General features: G+C 61.2%; 18 protein-coding genes. 16 read left to right on the top strand and 2 right to left on the bottom strand.

Annotated features, from left to right (window positions below):
- Positions 1–39 precede the first annotated feature (39 nt).
- The 4 genes from CMN55_RS13810 to CMN55_RS13825 all read left to right on the top strand — a co-directional run bounded on the left by CMN55_RS13810 (position 40) and on the right by CMN55_RS13825 (position 2500).
- Positions 40–720: an ArsR/SmtB family transcription factor gene (locus tag CMN55_RS13810; RefSeq protein WP_293950397.1), complete on the top strand. Its 681-nt coding sequence runs from the start codon at positions 40–42 to the stop codon at positions 718–720.
- A gap of 18 nt (positions 721–738) precedes the next feature.
- On the top strand, positions 739–1347 hold the full coding sequence (locus tag CMN55_RS13815; RefSeq protein ID WP_293950398.1) for a DUF6988 family protein: 609 nt from the start codon (positions 739–741) through the stop codon (positions 1345–1347).
- Between the two features lie 161 nt (positions 1348–1508).
- The gene (locus CMN55_RS13820; RefSeq protein WP_293950399.1) at positions 1509–2198 is read left to right on the top strand and encodes an AzlC family ABC transporter permease; all 690 of its coding nucleotides are present in this window, start codon (positions 1509–1511) and stop codon (positions 2196–2198) included.
- The gene (locus CMN55_RS13825; protein ID WP_293950400.1) at positions 2195–2500 is read left to right on the top strand and encodes an AzlD domain-containing protein; all 306 of its coding nucleotides are present in this window, start codon (positions 2195–2197) and stop codon (positions 2498–2500) included. Before CMN55_RS13820 ends, CMN55_RS13825 begins: the two co-directional genes overlap by 4 nt.
- A 315-nt stretch (positions 2501–2815) precedes the next feature.
- Here the strand turns inward: CMN55_RS13825 and CMN55_RS13830 are convergent, their stop codons facing one another.
- Positions 2816–3583, bottom strand: a complete 768-nt coding sequence (locus CMN55_RS13830) for a hypothetical protein (protein WP_293950401.1) — start codon at positions 3581–3583, stop codon at positions 2816–2818.
- Positions 3584–3866: 283 nt separating this feature from the next.
- On the opposite strand from CMN55_RS13830, the gene CMN55_RS13835 reads away from it, so the two are divergent.
- The 6 genes from CMN55_RS13835 (at position 3867) to CMN55_RS13860 (ending at position 9228) form a co-directional block, all read left to right on the top strand.
- The gene (locus CMN55_RS13835; protein ID WP_366932071.1) at positions 3867–5012 is read left to right on the top strand and encodes an acyl-CoA dehydrogenase family protein; all 1146 of its coding nucleotides are present in this window, start codon (positions 3867–3869) and stop codon (positions 5010–5012) included.
- A gap of 290 nt (positions 5013–5302) precedes the next feature.
- Positions 5303–5803: a MarR family winged helix-turn-helix transcriptional regulator gene (locus CMN55_RS13840; protein ID WP_293950403.1), complete on the top strand. Its 501-nt coding sequence runs from the start codon at positions 5303–5305 to the stop codon at positions 5801–5803.
- Positions 5796–6479 (top strand): GNAT family N-acetyltransferase, encoded by a 684-nt coding sequence (locus CMN55_RS13845; RefSeq protein WP_293950404.1) that lies wholly within the window; start codon positions 5796–5798, stop codon positions 6477–6479. The genes CMN55_RS13840 and CMN55_RS13845 overlap by 8 nt, the downstream gene beginning before the upstream one ends.
- 116 nt (positions 6480–6595) lie before the next feature.
- Complete coding sequence (sugE, locus tag CMN55_RS13850; protein WP_293950405.1) at positions 6596–6916, top strand: quaternary ammonium compound efflux SMR transporter SugE; 321 nt, start codon at positions 6596–6598, stop codon at positions 6914–6916.
- Positions 6909–7577 carry an RluA family pseudouridine synthase gene (locus CMN55_RS13855; protein ID WP_293950406.1) on the top strand — a complete coding sequence of 223 codons (669 nt, stop codon included), beginning with the start codon at positions 6909–6911 and terminating at the stop codon, positions 7575–7577. The genes sugE and CMN55_RS13855 overlap by 8 nt, the downstream gene beginning before the upstream one ends.
- Before the next feature lie 76 nt (positions 7578–7653).
- The gene (locus CMN55_RS13860; RefSeq protein ID WP_293950407.1) at positions 7654–9228 is read left to right on the top strand and encodes a sulfatase-like hydrolase/transferase; all 1575 of its coding nucleotides are present in this window, start codon (positions 7654–7656) and stop codon (positions 9226–9228) included.
- 14 nt (positions 9229–9242) lie between these two features.
- On the opposite strand, the gene pobA is transcribed toward CMN55_RS13860, so the two are convergent.
- The gene (pobA, locus tag CMN55_RS13865) at positions 9243–10424 is read right to left on the bottom strand and encodes a 4-hydroxybenzoate 3-monooxygenase (RefSeq protein WP_293950408.1); all 1182 of its coding nucleotides are present in this window, start codon (positions 10422–10424) and stop codon (positions 9243–9245) included.
- A gap of 140 nt (positions 10425–10564) precedes the next feature.
- Here pobA and CMN55_RS13870 point away from each other — a divergent pair, with 140 nt between their 5' ends.
- The 6 genes from CMN55_RS13870 (at position 10565) to CMN55_RS13895 (ending at position 16122) form a co-directional block, all read left to right on the top strand.
- Positions 10565–11476: a glucosamine kinase nucleotide-binding domain-containing protein gene (locus CMN55_RS13870; protein ID WP_293950409.1), complete on the top strand. Its 912-nt coding sequence runs from the start codon at positions 10565–10567 to the stop codon at positions 11474–11476.
- The gene (gene nagA, locus CMN55_RS13875) at positions 11473–12603 is read left to right on the top strand and encodes an N-acetylglucosamine-6-phosphate deacetylase (RefSeq protein ID WP_293950410.1); all 1131 of its coding nucleotides are present in this window, start codon (positions 11473–11475) and stop codon (positions 12601–12603) included. Before CMN55_RS13870 ends, nagA begins: the two co-directional genes overlap by 4 nt.
- Positions 12604–12703: 100 nt before the next feature.
- Entirely contained in the window at positions 12704–13738 is a 1035-nt protein-coding gene (locus CMN55_RS13880; protein WP_366932069.1) for an ABC transporter substrate-binding protein, read from the top strand.
- Between the two features lie 5 nt (positions 13739–13743).
- Complete coding sequence (locus CMN55_RS13885) at positions 13744–14511, top strand: ABC transporter ATP-binding protein (RefSeq protein ID WP_293950412.1); 768 nt, start codon at positions 13744–13746, stop codon at positions 14509–14511.
- Positions 14504–15325 (top strand): ABC transporter permease, encoded by an 822-nt coding sequence (locus tag CMN55_RS13890; RefSeq protein WP_293950413.1) that lies wholly within the window; start codon positions 14504–14506, stop codon positions 15323–15325. The genes CMN55_RS13885 and CMN55_RS13890 overlap by 8 nt, the downstream gene beginning before the upstream one ends.
- Before the next feature lie 86 nt (positions 15326–15411).
- A complete protein-coding gene (locus tag CMN55_RS13895) occupies positions 15412–16122 on the top strand; it encodes a GntR family transcriptional regulator (protein WP_293950414.1) in 711 nt (236 codons plus the stop codon).
- Positions 16123–16163 lie beyond the last annotated feature (41 nt).

Here is a 16163-nt window from a genome sequence, read left to right on the forward strand (position 1 = left end):
ACGCTTGCGTGGCGCGAATGGTTCGTTTATCATCGAACTATGAAAGAAGGACCGGACATAGCCTATCTCGGCGCGCTGATCGGGGATCCGGCGCGGGCCAACATGCTGACGGCGCTCNTGTCGGGCAAGGCNCTGACGGCGAGCGAGCTGGCGGCGGAGGCCGGGATCACCTCCCAGACGGCNAGCTCTCACCTCGCGAAGATGCAGGCGGGCGGNCTTNTCCTGCANCGCAAGCAGGGGCGNCANCGCTATTTCGCGCTCGCCGATGATGATGTCGGCAGNGTGCTGGAGGCGATGATGGGCCTCGCCGCCAAGAANGGNCANCTGCGCACCCGGACGGGGCCGAAGGACCCGGCGCTCCGCCATGCGCGGGTCTGCTACAACCATCTGGCGGGCGATCTCGGCGTGCGCATGATGGACAGCCTGCTGGCGAAGAACTTCCTCACCCCGGAGAGCGAGGGCCTCGGCCTCACCCCTGCGGGCCGCGCCTTTATGACGGACTTCGCCATTGATCTCGCGCCCCTCGACGCCGCGCGCCGCCCGCTCTGCAAATCCTGCCTCGATTGGAGCAACCGCCGCAGCCACCTCGCCGGCTCCCTCGGCTCCGCGCTCCTCACCCGCGTCTACAGCCTCGGCTGGGCCAAACGCATCGACGGCTCCCGCATCGTCAATTTCAGCACAACGGGAGAGCGGGAGTTTTTACGGGCGTTTGCGGTTTGAGGGGTAGAGATATTTAGAATGATTGATGCTTCCATAATTGAAGAAATAAAAGAGAATGTAAATTGGTTGGAATCTCAAATTGAAGGAATGCAAATTCCATCTAATCATAGAAATACGATAGCTGCGGCACTCTACAGTATTGCATTAGAACAAGGATCAGGAATTATCCTACTTATAGAAAATTTAAAATATGCACCTGCAAGCTCGTTGTTACGAGTTACTTTTGAAAGTTTGGTTCGTGGAAAATGGATTCAGATGGCGGCAAAGCAAAACTTTGTCGAAAAAATTGACCTTAAAAAATTTCCAAAGCAATATTCGCAAATTAAACAAATTGAAATCGAAAACAACGACATTGGAAAAACTATTTTAAGTTTTAAAAATAGAACTGATAATATACTGAATGATTATACACATAGTGGTCAGCGCGCTATAGTTCGCCGAATATCAGGCTCTAGAATTACCCCCAATTATGATCCTCTGGAAGTTCTTGAGATATTAAGTTTGTCGCGCAGCTTTTGTTTTATTGCTGCAACATCAATATGTGATTTGGCCGACAATGAAGAAATTTCAAAAAGAATATATTTTCGTTTTAAAGATCTAATGCCAATTATAGACAGTAAGCAATAGTATAACCTTGTTGCATGCAATATTTTGATGCAATTAAGCTTTCAGACGTATGATCGGAGCGGGCTCCCGCCCCTCCAGCCGATTTCCTTAGATATACGCGGAACACCCCCTCCCCCAATTGTTTGCTCGCCAGCAAAGCCCGGGGGCGGTATTGTGCCCTTATGAAACAGGGATTTTACGGCATTCTGCCTTTTGCGGTTGGCGCGGCGGCCTATGGGTTTGCGTTTGGCATTCTGGCGGCGCAGTCGGGCTATCCGTGGTGGGGCGTCGCGCTGATGAGCCTCACCGTGCATGCCGGATCGTCGCAGATTGTCGCCATCGAGCGGTTCGGCGCCGATGGTCTGGTGATCGGCGCGGCGATTGCGGGGATCGCGCTCAACCTGCGCTATCTCGGCATTATCGCGTCCTTGAGCGCCCTGTTGCAGGAAATCCCGCTGTGGCGGCGGCTCGTCGCCATTCATATCACCGGCGATGAGAACTGGGCGCTGACTCTGGCGCGCCACGCGGCGGACCCGGCCATCGGCGCGGCCTTCCTGATCGGCTCCGGCCTCACCATGATCACGGGCTGGACGCTGTCGACAACGCTGGGTGCGCTGTTCGGCCAGTCGATGCCGGATCTCGCGAGCTACGGCCTCGGCTTCGCCTTCACCGCGGCGTTTATCGCCATGGCGCGGGCGATGTGGCGGGGCCTGCGCAATGTCGTGCCCTGGGCGGTGACTTTCGCGGTGACGGTGCTGCTGGTCAAGGCGGGGGTGGAGAGCGCCTATGCCATCCTCCTCGCCAGCCTTGTCGGCGTCGCCATGGCGGCGCTGCTGCGGCGGCGGCAGAAGAAGCTGGAGAGCGCATCATGAGCCCCGATCACTGGCTGCTCATCCTCTGTCTCGCCGTCGGGGCCTATGGGCTGCGCCTCGCCGGGCTGATCGGCGGGCAGGCGATTATCCGGAATGCGCGGCTTAAAACCCTGCTCGATGATCTGCCGGGCTGCCTGATCGTCGCCCTGGTTGCCGCCTCGCTCGCCAATTCCGACCTCACCGTCTGGCTTGCCGCCCTGTTCGCGCTTGCCGTCGCGATCCTCAGCAATAACGTGGTCATCACCATGGCGCTCGGCTTCGCCGCCATGTTCGGCCTGCAATATTTCGGGGTGAGTCTGTAGCGGATCAGCCCCCGGGTTGCGGCCTCATCGCCATTTTTCTTGCATAAATGGCAAATATCTTATATAATACAGTCTTCATGCGAGAGGCGATGCAGGTCTCACGTCGTATGAGCGGGGGGACTGCCCCGCCAGTCATTTCCATATATATGCGAAAAAAGGATACCCGGCGTTGATGCGGCGCGGCCTTCGGGCGGATGTTGCGGGGGGTATCTGTTATCCGGTAAGCCGGGCGGCGTTGTCCGGGGTAAGGTCGGCCCCTTAAAGGACAGGAGCGGCCAGTCTGTCAATAATGCGCAGGCTGGCAGGGTCCTCCCTTCAGAGACAGCGTGACAGGATGGCCCCGGAAGTATCGGCGGTGAAATCGCCGAGACGGTTCATGGTGCCGATCATCTGCAAACGATCCGCAGAGATCAGGCTCACCATGCGTATGGAACCGTCGCTCTGGACCAGGCCGTAGCGCTGGCCGGTCTGCCAGACGGATGTCAGGGTTTCCCGGCTCTCTCCCTCCACGAGGTGCGACAGGGCGCCGGGCGCCAGGACGAGTTCCCCTCCGTCTGTATCGCAAGCCGTTCCCCACGGGCCACGCAGCCTGAGCGGAACGGTGTCCATTTCCCGTATGCGGGCATAGGGGAGATGGGCGACCTCGCCAAAGCGCGCGCGCAAATCGACGGGCTTCGCGATGGGGGCGATCGGAGAGTGGCCGCTGGTGGCCATAGTCTCCGGTCCCTTCCCGTCCGCGGCCACAGAGGCAATGGGAAGAATAACGCTGTAAAAGATCAGGAAAATCGCCAGCATCGCGACCCCAAGGGCGGTGCTGCCGAAGATGAATTTCGAATTCTGCCACCCGCGGGAGGCCAAGAAACGCTGCGGCGCCGCCAGGGCGATGCGGTAATAGACATTGCGGTCCTTTTCGTTTGAGAAAAATCCGCCGAGAATGCGCACCCGCTGCGCGCCCCAGTCTTCGATCAGGGCGTGGGCGATGTCCTGTGCCGGTTTCTCGGCCGGATACCGCTCGAAGCTGCGCCATTGCGTGTCGATCAGCGTCTGCACGACGTAATGGGAATAGTTGGGGCTGTCTGTCATTCCGTCTCAATCCGGCCAAGATGTAAAGAACCGGACCAGCATAGGAACTCAGGATAAAGAAATGGTTAATCGCGCAGGCATAATCCCGCCTGCCGGTCGGGCGGCGCACAATGCGGGTGATGCGGCCCTTCCGCCCCGCGCGGGCATGGCTTTGGGCGGCATCGGCGGGCGCGTCGGCGGGCCAGAAAAGCCGTGCACATCCGCGCCTTTTAATTTACAAGGCGGCAGCGGCGCTTTATGATCCCGCCGCAGAGCCCAGAAAAATGAATAAAAACACAGGACGATCATGAAACGCCACATCTACGAAGAAGAACATGAACTTTTCCGCGCCTCCGCCCGCCGCTTTGTCGAGGAACGCATTGTCCCCTTCCATGCGGAATGGGAAAAGGCCGGACAGGTCAGCCGCGAAGTCTGGCGCGAAGCCGGTGAAGGCGGTTTCCTCTGCTGCGCAGTGCCGGAGGAATATGGCGGGGTTGGCGGTGATTTCCGCTTCGGCGCCGTCTTTACGGAAGAACTCGCGCGCATGGGCGCGACGGGCCCCTCCTTCCATCTGCATTCGGAAATTGTCGCCCCCTACCTCATCCATTACGGGACGGAGGAACAGAAGAAGAAATGGCTGCCGAAAATGGTCTCGGGCGAAGTGATCGCCGCCGTCGCCATGACCGAACCCGGCGCCGGCTCGGATTTGCAGAATATCCGCACCACCGCCATTGCCGATGGCGATGATTATGTCATCAACGGCCAGAAGGTGTTTATCTCGAACGGCCAGCTCGCCGATCTCGTCGTGCTCGCCTGTAAAACGGACCCGAGCGCGGGCGGACGCGGCGTCTCCCTCGTCCTCGTCGAAGGGGACCGCGAAGGCTTTACGCGCGGGCGTAATCTCGAAAAAGCGGGCTACAAGGCGCAGGATACGTCAGAACTGTTTTTCAATGACGTGCGGGTGCCGAAATCGAACCTGCTCGGCGTGGAGGGGCGAGGCTTCAAGCAGCTCATGCAGCAGCTCGCGCAGGAACGGCTTGTCATCGCCGTCCGCTCCGCCACCAGCATTGAGGCGGCGCTTGACTGGACGGTCCAGTATACCAAGGAACGCAAGGCGTTCGGCCAGAGCATTGCCGATTTCCAGAACACCCGCTTCAAGCTCGCGGAAATACAGGCGAAAGCGGTGATGATGCGCGCCTTTGTCGATCGCTGCATCGCCGATCATGTGAAGGGCGAACTTGATGCCGTCACCGCCGCCATCGCCAAGATGGAATCGACGGAAATCCTCTGGCAGGTGCTCGACTCTTGTGTGCAGATGCATGGCGGCTATGGCTATATGTGGGAATATCCCATCTGCCGCGCCTGGGCCGACAACCGCATGTCGCGCATCGCCGGCGGCACCACGGAAGTCATGAAGGAAATCATCAGCCGCGATCTGCTGAAGGACTGATCTTTCCATCAGACATACATGAAAAGCGGGCGTTTTTTCGCCCGCTTTTTTTATGCCGCCGCGCTGCCACGCCCTGTTCCCCCGCTTTTTTTATGCCGCCGCGCCGCGCTGTCCCGGCCTGTTCCTCCGTTTTTAGGCTGCCTTGCCCTGCGAAACCCGGCTTTCCGGCCTCCTTCCTTCCGCCTCTTTTTATTCGGCCTCCCCACCTTCTGCCGCCTCCCGCCATTGCCTCTTGCTTTCATATAACATGTTATATATCATGCTATGAAATAACAGGATGAGGCAGTGTCATGGTTGAGGATTTTGTTCGCGGCAAGGGGTATCTCACCCTCGGCACGCGGCTCAAGCGCATTGGTGATAGGTTGCAGGCCGATGTGCAGCAGTTGATCGATGCGGACGGCATTGCCGTGCAGACGGGGCAGTATCCCCTGCTCGCCGCGCTCGATGAGCTGGGGCCGCTGACCGTTGGCGATCTCGCCGCCGCGCTCGGCGTCAGTCAGCCGGGCGTTACCCGCAGCATCGGGCAGCTCGTACGGGCGGGCGTCGTCAAGGCGGTGCGCGGACGGACGGACCAGCGCACGAAAGTCGTCACCCTCACCGCCAGGGGCCGCGCCCTGGTCGATCAGGGCAAGCACAGCCTTTGGCCGCTGATTGCTCAAACGCTCGCGGAGATATGCGGCGACAGGCGCGCGCCCCTGCTTGACCAGCTTGATCATCTGGAAGCCGCGCTCACGGAAAAATCCCTGCTCCGGCGGGTCACGTCGCGGGATAGGGAGGGCGGCAATGAATAGCCATATTCTCGACCGGCCGATCTGGAACACGCTGACCAGTTGCCACGCCCGCTTCGCCGTCGGCAATGATCGCGCCCGCCGCTTCCGGGACGGGGTCGGCATTTTCGCCGCCACACGGGATGACAGCGCCGAAAGCCTCAAATCCCTCAGCCGCCTGACGCCGGAGGGTGGCGCGCTCTTCTTCGTTCAGGTGCCGCCGGTTGTCGTGCCGGACGGGTTTCGCAGGGTTCAGGCCGGCCGGGGGGAGCAGATGGTGCTTGAAAAGCTGACCGCCACGGCACCGCCGGACCACAGGATCGAGCGTCTCAGCGCGGCCGATGCGGACGCCATGCTGGAATTGGCGACGCTGACCAAACCTGGCCCCTACTATCGCGATACCCGCCTGCTCGGCAGTTTCTGGGGCGTGAAGGAGGACGGCAAACTCATCGCCATGACGGGGGAACGCTTCCGCCATCCCGGCTATGCGGAGGTGAGCGGCGTCTGCACGCACCCCGATCATCTGGGCCGCGGCCTCGCCCATGCGCTCTGCGTGAAGGTGGTGGAACAGATCCTCGCGCGCGGGGAGACACCCTATCTGCAGGTCTATTCCGCGAATACACGGGCCATCCGGGTGTATGAAAATCTCGGCTTCCGCACCCGTGAGCAGGTCCATGCGGTGATGCTGGAACGGGCGTAAAAAACGCGCCGAAATTCCTTGCCCTTTGCGAGCCGATTTATTATCTATGCCCGCGGGAGGACGACCTCCCCGTAGACGATTATCCGGGACGACCCGCCAATTGAAGGAGTTATGCAATGGCCTGGGTCTATCTCATCTCAGCCAGCGTTTTCGAAATTATCTGGGCTTTTTCCATGAAGCAGTCCGATGGCTTTACCCGCCTGACGCCGAGCGTTATTACCCTCGTCGCCATGGTGATAAATTTTGTGCTGCTGGCGCTCGCCATGAAAACCCTGCCGCTTGGCACCGCCTATACCATCTGGACCGGCATCGGCGCGGTCGGCGCGTTTCTGCTCGGCATTATGGTGCTGGGCGAAGCGGCGAGCCCCATGCGCATCCTCGCGGCGGGTCTCATCATCACCGGGCTGGTGATGATGAAACTCTCGACGGATGCATAAAAGCCCCAGCGAGATGCCCTACAATCCGCCGCCCGAAAGCGCGGCGGAGCTGCTGTATCAGGATGGCTGGCTGCTGGCCTTTGTGAAGGCGAGCGGCCTGCTTTCCGTCCCCGGGCGGGAGGCGCACCTCAAAGACTGCGCCGAACACCGCGCGAAGAAAATCGACCGCAACGCCCGCATCGTCCACCGGCTGGATATGGATACCTCCGGCCTGCTGCTGTTCGGCAAGGGGGCGGAGGCGCATCGGCGTTTAAGCCGCATGTTCGCCGATCGTGAAGTCGAAAAACGCTATATCGCCAGAGTGTTGGGAGAAGTTTCTGAGGAAACAGGCGAGATTACCCTCCCCCTTGCCGCCGACTGGCCGAACCGCCCGCTTCAGAAAGTGGATGAAGAGAACGGCAAGCCCGCCCGCACCCGATGGGAACGGATTGCGGTGACCGACGGCACAAGCCTTCTCGCGCTTTATCCCGAAACCGGGCGGACGCATCAGCTGCGCCTGCATTTGGCGGCCATCGGCCATCCCATCCTCGGCGATCGGTTTTACGGGACGGAGGCGGCAAGGGCCGCCGCGAGCCGCCTGCAACTCCATGCCGAACGGCTCAGCTTCGCGCATCCGGAAACGGGGGAGCCTATCACCCTCACCGCCGCGTCGCCCTTTTAAGGCCACAACGGGCTTGAATTTTCCCCGCGCCCCCCGCCATACTGGGGCAAAGCCATAAGGGGGAGGTCGCGGCGTCATGGGGGAAATCCGCAATATTCTGTTCATCATGTGCGATCAGTTGCGCGCCGATTACCTCGGCTGCGCCGGGCATCCGCATCTTAAAACCCCGCATATCGACGCCCTCGCCGCCGCCGGCCTGCGCTTTGCCAACGCCTTCTGCCAGGCACCGGTCTGCGGCTCGTCGCGCATGTCCTTTTATACCGGGCGCTATGTGCAGTCCCACGGCGCGACCTATAACGGCGTGCCGCTGAAGGTGGGGGAAATGACGCTCGGCGATCATATGCGGGACCTTGGCCTCAAGACCGGGCTGATTGGCAAGACGCATATGGCGGCGGATCTGGGCGGCATGCAGCGCCTCGGCATTGACCGGAGCAGCCTTCATGGCCTGCTCGCCGCCGAATGCGGCTTTGAGCCGTGGGAGCGCGATGACGGCCTCCACCCCGACGATTTCACCGACCCGAACCTCGCCTATAACCGTTACCTGGCGGAAAGGGGCTATGACGGCGATAACCCGTGGCATAGCCACGCCAATTCCGGTCTTGATGAGAATGGCAATGTGGCGAGCGGCTGGTATCTCAGGAATGCCCATCTGCCCGCGCGCGTCGATAAGGCGCATTCGGAAACCGCCTATATGACGGATCGCGCCATGGCGAAAATTTCCGAGTTGGGGGAGGCTCCCTGGTGCCTGCATCTCAGCTATATCAAGCCGCACTGGCCCTATATCGCCCCCGCCCCCTATCACAATATGTATGGGCCCGATGACATCCTGCCCGCCAACCGGCAGGAGGCGGAGAAGGACACTCCGCATCCGGTGGTGAAGGCCTTCATGGGGCATGAGGAGTCGCTCAATTTCTCCATCGATTCAAAGCGCCGCCATGTCATCCCCGCCTATATGGGGCTGATCACGGAGATTGACGATCATATCGGGCGGCTGATGGCGTTTCTTGGAAAAGCCGGACGGCTTGAAGATACGCTGATCGTTTTCACCAGCGATCATGGGGATTATCTCGGCGATCACTGGCTCGGCGAGAAAGAGCTGTTCCATGAGGAGAGCGTGAAAATCCCCCTCATCATTCGCGATCCGCGCAAAGCGGCGGACGGCGCGCGCGGGCATATTGAGGAACGGCTGGTGGAGGCCATTGACCTCATCCCCACCTTCGTTGATGTCCTTGGCGGCGGGGCGCGCCCGCATCTGCTGGAGGGGCGGTCGCTGGCCCCGCTGCTGGCCGGGGATGCGCCGGAGGAATGGCGCGATTTTGTGGTGAGCGAGGTGGATTATGCCTGGCGCGGGGCGCGTCTCGCCCTTAACCTGCCGCCCGATAAAACCCGCGGCTATATGCTGCGCGGGTCCCGCTGGAAATATATCTCCTATGATAACTTTGCGCCGCAACTCTTTGATATTGCTGATGATCCTGAGGAAATGAATGATCTCGGGCAAAGCACTGCCCATGCCGGTATCCGTGCGGAATGGGAGGGACGGCTCAATGCCTGGCTGCGGCTCCGGCGAAACCGCACCACCATGTCCCATGAAGAGATTGAGAAGCGGACGGACAGCGCGAAGACGCGCGGCATCTATTTCGGCGTCTGGTAGGCAAGCCCGCTGCGCTACTCGATTTCCTCATAGGGCAGGCCGACATATTGCTCGGCGAGGATGCGGCGGCGATCGGGGGTGGCAAGGAAAAAATCAAGCTCGCTGTCGCGGATTTTGTCCTCCATGCTGTCGCGTTCGAAATGATGCAGCATGTCGGTCATCCACCAGGAAAAGCGCACCCCGTTCCACACCCGGCGGAGGCAGATTTCCGAGTAGCGGGCGAGCAGGTCGGTGCGCCCCTGCCCGTAGACTTTCGTCAGGATACGATAGAGAGTATTCACATCGCTGGCCGCGAGATTGAGGCCCTTCGCCCCCGTCGGCGGCACGATATGCCCGGCATCGCCCACCAGGAACATCCGCCCATATTGCAGCGGCTCGGCCACAAAACTGCGGAGCGGCGCAATGCTTTTCTCAAGCGACGGACCGGTGACGAGCCGCGCCGCCGCATCCGCCGGGAGGCGGCGTTTCAGCTCCTCCCAGAAGCGGTCGTCGGACCAGTCCTCCAGCTTCTCCGCAAGCGGCACCTGCAGATAATAGCGGCTGCGCCGGGCGGAGCGTTTGGAGCAAAGGGCGAAGCCGCGATCGCTCTTGGCGTAGATCAGCTCATAATTCACCGGCGGCGTATCGGCGAGCAGGCCGAGCCAGCCGAAGGGATAGACCCGCTCATACTCGCGGATTTTATGTTTCGGAATGCTGGGGCGGCAGACGCCGTGAAAGCCATCGCACCCGGCGATATAATCGCAGTCAATCCGGTGAGTTACGCCGTCTTTCTCAAATGTCACATAAGGATGATCCGTGGTCATGTCATGGGGCCGGACATTCTCCGCCCCGTAAAAGCCGGGCAGCCCGGCGGCGGCGCGGGCCTGCATCAGATCCTGCGTGATTTCCGTCTGGCCATAGACGGTGACGGTCGCCCCGCCGGTCAGCGCCGCGAGGTCAATCTTGTGATAGACACCATGAACGGCGATTTCCACGGCGTCATGCACCTCCCCCTCCGCCGTCATGCGCGCTGCCGCGCCCGCCTCCCGCATCAGGCGGGCGAAGCCGTTTTCGATCACCCCGGCGCGGATACGACCGAGGATATAGTCGGGCGTCACCCGGTCGAGAATGACGCTGTCGATGCCCTGCCGGTGCAGCAACTGGCCGAGCAGCAGACCGGCGGGGCCGCTGCCGATAATCACGACCTGCGTTTTCATCACGATTTTCCCACGGATGCCATTGCGGCCTTTTCGTTGTCACCATACTATAGGGGCGAAAAGACGTTTCAAATTTCAAATTGAAACAAAGGGGATAAGAATTTTCTTTAAAGTTGTGAGGCGGCGAAAGGCCGATTTGCATGGCGATCACGGGCGATAAACCGGTCTATCTGGCGGCGGATTGCGGCGGCAGCACCTGCCGCGTGCGGCTTTATGACCGCAATGGCCTGATGCTGGCGGAGGGGCATGGCGGGGCCGCCAATGCCGCGCGCAGCCTGGAACCGGTGATGAGCGAGATTTTCCGCGCCACCCGGCAGGCGCTCGACAAGCTGGAGGGGGAAACGATCCCCCTCTCCCGCCTGCATGCAGGATTCGCCATGGCCGGGCTGGTGGATCAGGGGCGGCGCGATGAATTTGTGAAAATGCCGCATCCCTTCGCCTCCATGACGGCGGAGACGGATGCCTTTGTCGCCCAGCTTGGCGCCTTTGCGGGCGGCGATGGCGGCGTCCTGATCACCGGCACCGGCTCCTGCGCCTTCGGCGTCAAGGGGGCGGAGAAATTCTACATCGGCGGCTGGGGCTTTCAGATTTCCGATCAGGGCTCGGGCGCGCGGCTCGGCTATCTCGCGCTGCGCCGCGCGGTGCAGGCGGCGGACGGGATTCTGCCCACCTCCCCCTTCTGCAAGGCGCTGCTGAAAAAGGCGGGCGGATCGCCGCCGGAGGTGAGCCGCTGGGCGCTCACCGCCACGCCAGCCGACTATGGCGCCTTTGCGGGCCTCGCCTTCGATTACGCCGTGAAACAGGATGAAGTGGCGATCAGCCTGATCAAGGGGATCGCCGCCGAGATTGACCAGCTCACCCGCGCCCTTGTCAAGCGCGGCATCAAGGAGGTGCATCATGTGGGCGGCCTTGCAAAACCGGTGCGCCCATGGCTGGATACCGCCCTCGCCCGCCATGCGGCAACGGCGGAGGGCGATGTGTTCGACGGGGCGTTGCGGCTGATCAACAACCGCACGGGGCTGATCAACAAGACGGGCACGGTGCGGGCATGAAGCGGGCGCTGCTGGATGCGAAAATCCTCACGCCCACCGGCTGGCGCGACGATGCGGCGCTGCTGATCCAGGGGGAGCTGATCGCGGATATCTGCCGCCCCGCGGACATTCCGGTGGGTTATGAACGGCAGGCCCTCGACGGCGATTACCTGCTGCCGGGCTTTATTGATACGCAGGTCAATGGCGGCGGCGGGGTGATGCTGAACGGCGCGGAAAGCCTTGATGATATCCGGAAAATCGCCGCCGCCCACCGCGCCTTCGGCACCACCGGGATGCTGCCGACCCTGATCAGCGATGATTTCGCGGCGATGGAAAAGGCCGCCGATCTGATCGCGGCGGCGCTTGCGGCGGGTGTTCCCGGCATCCTCGGCCTTCATTTTGAGGGGCCGTATCTCAACCCGGACCGCAAGGGCATCCATCCGGAAGCGAAAATCCGCGAGATGGACGCGGCGTTTCTGGCCCTTGCGACGCGCGGCGATATCGGAAAAGTTCTCGTCACCCTCGCGCCGGAAGCTGTCCGCACTGATGACATCCGGGCCTTGACGGCGGCGGGCGTGCGGGTCGCGGCGGGGCACAGCGCCGCGACGTTCGATCAGATGCAGGCGGCGATCAACGCAGGCCTCACCGGCGTTACGCATCTTTATAATGCCATGCCGTCCCTGCTCTCTCGCGATCCCGGCCTGATCGGCGCAGGCCTGAATGCCCCAGATGTCTTCTGCGGGGTGATCAACGACACCTATCATGTGCATCCGGCGACACTGAAAATCGCCCTTGCCGCGAAGGGCGCGGATCGTCTGATGCTGGTGACCGACGCTATGGGAATTGTCGGTACGGCGGCAACGGAAATGCCCTGGAATGGCGGCACCATCCGTCTTGAGGGCGGCCGCCTCACCACGGCGGACGGCACGCTCGCCGGTTCCGCCCTTGATATGGCGAGCGCGGTCAGGAATACCGTCCGGCATCTGGATCAGCCACTGGAGACAGCCGTGGAGATGGCGAGCGCGTCGCCCGCCCGCTTCCTCGGTCTTCAGAACAGCCACGGCCATATCGCGCCCGGATACCGCGCCGACCTGCTGCGCCTGGCGCCGGACCTCAGCGTGCGGCAAAGCTGGATTGCGGGGGAATAGGACGCGCGGATATTCGTTTGACTTTCCGCGCCCCATAACCTTACAAGAAAAGCCGGTATAAAAACGCGATAATTTCTTCACCTTTCGGGAGGATACTTCAATGAATTCCATGACCAGACGGTCTTTCAAGAAAGCTGTCATCGGCAGCGCGCTGGCGCTTGCAACGCTCGGGGCCAGCAGCCTGCCCGCCTTCGCCGCCGACAAGATCACAGTGGGCGCACTGCGATTCACCTCCCATGCGCCGAGCTTTGTGGCCTATGAGAAAGGCTACTTCACGGACGAGGGGCTGGAAGTCGAGTTCAAATTCTTTCAGGCGGCGCAGCCGATGGCTGTCGCCATTGCCTCCGGCGATGTGGATTTCGGCATCACGGCGATTTCCGGCGGGCTGATCAATCTCGCGGAAAAGGGCGCGGTGAAGGTGATCGGCGGCGGGCTTCAGGAAGAGCCGGGCGTCAATGGTCAGGTGATCCTCGCCTCCAAGGGCGCCTATGACGATGGGCTGACGGATCCGTCCAAATTGAAGGGCCGCAGCTTCGGCATTACGCAGGCCGGATCGTCGTTTCATTATATGGCCGCCAAGATCGCCGAGAAGGAAGGCTTTTCAACCGCTGATATGAAGCTGGTGCCGCTGCAGAAGGTCGGCGCGATCATCGGCGCGCTCAAATCCGGGCAGGTCGACGCCTGGTCCATCGTGCCGCATATCGGCATCCCGCTCGCCAAGGGGGATGCGGTGGTGCAGATCGGCATGGTCGCCGATTATATCCCCGATTATCAGGTGACAACGGTCTTCACCTCCACCAAGAATGCGGAGGAAAAACCCGATCTGGTGAAGCGGTTCCTGGCCGCCTTCTCCAAGGGCGCCGATGATTTCAACGCCGCGCTTGTCGATAAAACCGAAGGGGAGGACGGCGCAAATGCCATGATCACCCTGATCCATAAATATGTCTATGCCGATCAGCCGATCGAAAAGGCCGCCCCGTCCATCCAGAATGGCGCGATGCGCATGAACAAGGGCGCGGCCCTCAACATGACCAACATCACCGACCAGCTCGACTGGTTCAAGGCGGAGGGGCTGGTCTCCAAAGACATCGCCATCGAGACGCTGGTCAACACCAGCTATGTCGAGACGTTCTGAGTAAAATGGACCTCAACCTCCGCCATATTTCCCATCATTATGATGAGGTTGAGGTCCTTCGGGATATCAATCTGGACATCCGGCGCGGCCAGATTGTCTGCCTTATCGGCCCGTCGGGCTGCGGCAAATCCACGCTTTTGCGCCTGATCGGCGGGCTGGAACGCCCAACAGGCGGGGAGGTGCTGCAATCGGGCGAAGTGCCGGAGGGATGCCTCAACCCCCTCACCTACATCTTTCAGGATTTCGCCCTGCTGCCCTGGCGCACGGTGGAGGCGAATGTCAGCCTCGTGCTGGAGGATCATGATTTAAGCGCGGCGGCGCGGGAGGCCATCATTGCCGATGTGCTGGCCCGCACGAAGCTCGCCGATTTCCGCAAAGCCTATCCGCGACAGCTATCCGGCGGCATGAAACAGCGCGTCGCCATTGCGCGGGCGCTTTCCGTGCGGCCCGCCGTGCTGCTGATGGATGAGCCGCTGTCGGCCCTCGATTCCCAGACGCGGGAGTTGCTCATGGATGACCTCGTCGATCTGTGGGAGAAGGAGCAGTATACCGCCGCCTATGTCACCCATAACCTGAATGAGGCCGTCCGCCTCGGCCATCGCATCGTCGTGCTGTCGCGCCGTCCCGGCGAAATCCGCGAAATTGTCGAGATTGACATGCCGCTCAGCGACCGCCGCAGTGACAATAGCGAGCTGGAGGCGATCCAGAAACGGCTGTGGAACCTGATGCGCGAGGAGGCCCTTGCCGCTGATCGGGAGTTACTCGATGTCTGACGGATTGCGGGAGAGCGAAGGGCCGGAAAGCCCGGCAAAACCCGTCCCCTTTCGCGGCGGCGGCTTCCTGCCGAAACCCCGGCGGATTGTCGCGCCGATTGTCTTTATCGCCCTGATCGCCTTCTGGGAATTTGGCTGCCGCGTCGGCTTTATCAGCCCGCTGATCCTGCCCGCCCCGTCGGAGGCGTTTGACGCCTTCATGAATCTGGTGCGCACCGGGCTGCTCTGGGATCATCTTGCGGCATCACTGCAAAGGCTGCTGATCGGCTGGTCGGCGGGCACGCTGCTCGGTATTTTTGTCGGCACGCTGATCGGGCTGTTCTCCCTCGCCCGCTCCGGCCTGCAACCGCTGGTCTCCGCCATTTTCCCGGTACCGAAAATCGCGCTGCTGCCGCTGTTCGTCATCTGGTTCGGCATCGGCGAGGGATCGAAGGTGGCGACCATCCTGTTCGGCACCTTCTTCCCGACGGTCATCGCCACCTATGGCGGCATCGACAATGTGGACAGGAACCTGATCCGCATGGGGCAGTCCTTCGGCCTGTCAAAGCTGTCCATCATCCGCAAAATCATCCTGCCCGGCGCGTTGCCCGCCATCCTGTCCGGCGCGCGCATTTCGGCGGCCATCGCCATTATCCTGCTGGTTGCGGCGGAGATGATCGCGGCGGAATATGGCGTCGGCGCCTATATTCTGCTGGCGGGCAGCCTGATGGCGACGGACCAGCTGATCGCCGGGGTCGCCCTTCTCTCGCTGATGGGGCTTGTCTTCGCCTGGCTGATCGGACAGGCGGAGAAATATTTCCTGAAATGGCGATAAAGTCGGCGGACAAGATAAAATTCTGCGCGTAATTGCCGCTTTCCTTAACACTTTGGCAAGGATAACGGTGGCAGGATAACGCCACTATGACCACAGCCCTGCAATATAAAGCGCGCCCCTCCCTGGTGCCGAAAAAACAGTCCCGCACCGAGATGGCCTATTCCGCCATCAAGGCGGAAATCAACGCGGGCAAAATCCCGCCCGGCAGCTTCATCAACATGCCCGAGATCGAACAGCAGCTCGGCATGAGCCGCACTCCGGTGCGCGAGGCGATGCTGCGGCTGCAAACGGAAAAAGTGGTGGAGATTGTGCCCAAGCGCGGCATCCGTCTGCTCGCCCTCAGCACGCGCGATCTTGCGGATTACTATCAGATCATCACCGGGCTGGAATTGCAGGCCATCGGCAATATCTGCGCGCGCGGGCTGAGCCGCACCGACATCATGCCGATGCTCTATGCCCTGTCGGGCGAGGAAACGGCCCTGCGCAGCCATGACGAAGCCGCCTGGCAGGACGCGGACGAGAAATTCCACCGCAGCCTGTTCATCCTGAACGGCAATATGAAATTGCAGGAGGCGGGCCTCGCCTATCGCGATATTGTCCAGCGCGGGCATTTCGAAGCCATGCGCCATGTGGATGGATCCCACAAGGAACGCTGCCTGCGCGATCATAACGAGGTGAAGGAGCTGCTGCTCGCCGCCCGCGAAGATGCGGCGCGGGATATGTTTCTTCAGCATAGCAACTGGCTGCGCGACCTCATCATTGACACGCTGAAGACGGCGGGTCTCACCCGCCTGTAACGCCGCCCCTTCCCGGCCCTGCGCCCCGCATCGACCGGGCG

This window comes from Sneathiella sp. (assembly GCF_002694385.1).
Lineage (GTDB): Bacteria > Pseudomonadota > Alphaproteobacteria > Sneathiellales > Sneathiellaceae > Sneathiella.

What these genes read in the sequence shown, in the direction of transcription:
- CMN55_RS13885 (WP_293950412.1), top strand. Translation starts at nt 13,744, where the DNA reads ATGGACCTCAACCTCCGCCATATTTCCCATCATTATGATGAGGTTGAG.
- sugE (WP_293950405.1), top strand. Translation starts at nt 6,596, where the DNA reads ATGGCCTGGGTCTATCTCATCTCAGCCAGCGTTTTCGAAATTATCTGG.
- CMN55_RS13880 (WP_366932069.1), top strand. Translation starts at nt 12,704, where the DNA reads ATGAATTCCATGACCAGACGGTCTTTCAAGAAAGCTGTCATCGGCAGC.
- CMN55_RS13860 (WP_293950407.1), top strand. Translation starts at nt 7,654, where the DNA reads ATGGGGGAAATCCGCAATATTCTGTTCATCATGTGCGATCAGTTGCGC.
- CMN55_RS13825 (WP_293950400.1), top strand. Translation starts at nt 2,195, where the DNA reads ATGAGCCCCGATCACTGGCTGCTCATCCTCTGTCTCGCCGTCGGGGCC.
- CMN55_RS13815 (WP_293950398.1), top strand. Translation starts at nt 739, where the DNA reads ATGATTGATGCTTCCATAATTGAAGAAATAAAAGAGAATGTAAATTGG.
- CMN55_RS13845 (WP_293950404.1), top strand. Translation starts at nt 5,796, where the DNA reads ATGAATAGCCATATTCTCGACCGGCCGATCTGGAACACGCTGACCAGT.
- CMN55_RS13830 (WP_293950401.1), bottom strand. Translation starts at nt 3,583, where the DNA reads ATGACAGACAGCCCCAACTATTCCCATTACGTCGTGCAGACGCTGATC.
- pobA (WP_293950408.1), bottom strand. Translation starts at nt 10,424, where the DNA reads ATGAAAACGCAGGTCGTGATTATCGGCAGCGGCCCCGCCGGTCTGCTG.
- nagA (WP_293950410.1), top strand. Translation starts at nt 11,473, where the DNA reads ATGAAGCGGGCGCTGCTGGATGCGAAAATCCTCACGCCCACCGGCTGG.
- CMN55_RS13820 (WP_293950399.1), top strand. Translation starts at nt 1,509, where the DNA reads ATGAAACAGGGATTTTACGGCATTCTGCCTTTTGCGGTTGGCGCGGCG.
- CMN55_RS13840 (WP_293950403.1), top strand. Translation starts at nt 5,303, where the DNA reads ATGGTTGAGGATTTTGTTCGCGGCAAGGGGTATCTCACCCTCGGCACG.
- CMN55_RS13855 (WP_293950406.1), top strand. Translation starts at nt 6,909, where the DNA reads ATGCATAAAAGCCCCAGCGAGATGCCCTACAATCCGCCGCCCGAAAGC.
- CMN55_RS13870 (WP_293950409.1), top strand. Translation starts at nt 10,565, where the DNA reads ATGGCGATCACGGGCGATAAACCGGTCTATCTGGCGGCGGATTGCGGC.
- CMN55_RS13890 (WP_293950413.1), top strand. Translation starts at nt 14,504, where the DNA reads ATGTCTGACGGATTGCGGGAGAGCGAAGGGCCGGAAAGCCCGGCAAAA.
- CMN55_RS13895 (WP_293950414.1), top strand. Translation starts at nt 15,412, where the DNA reads ATGACCACAGCCCTGCAATATAAAGCGCGCCCCTCCCTGGTGCCGAAA.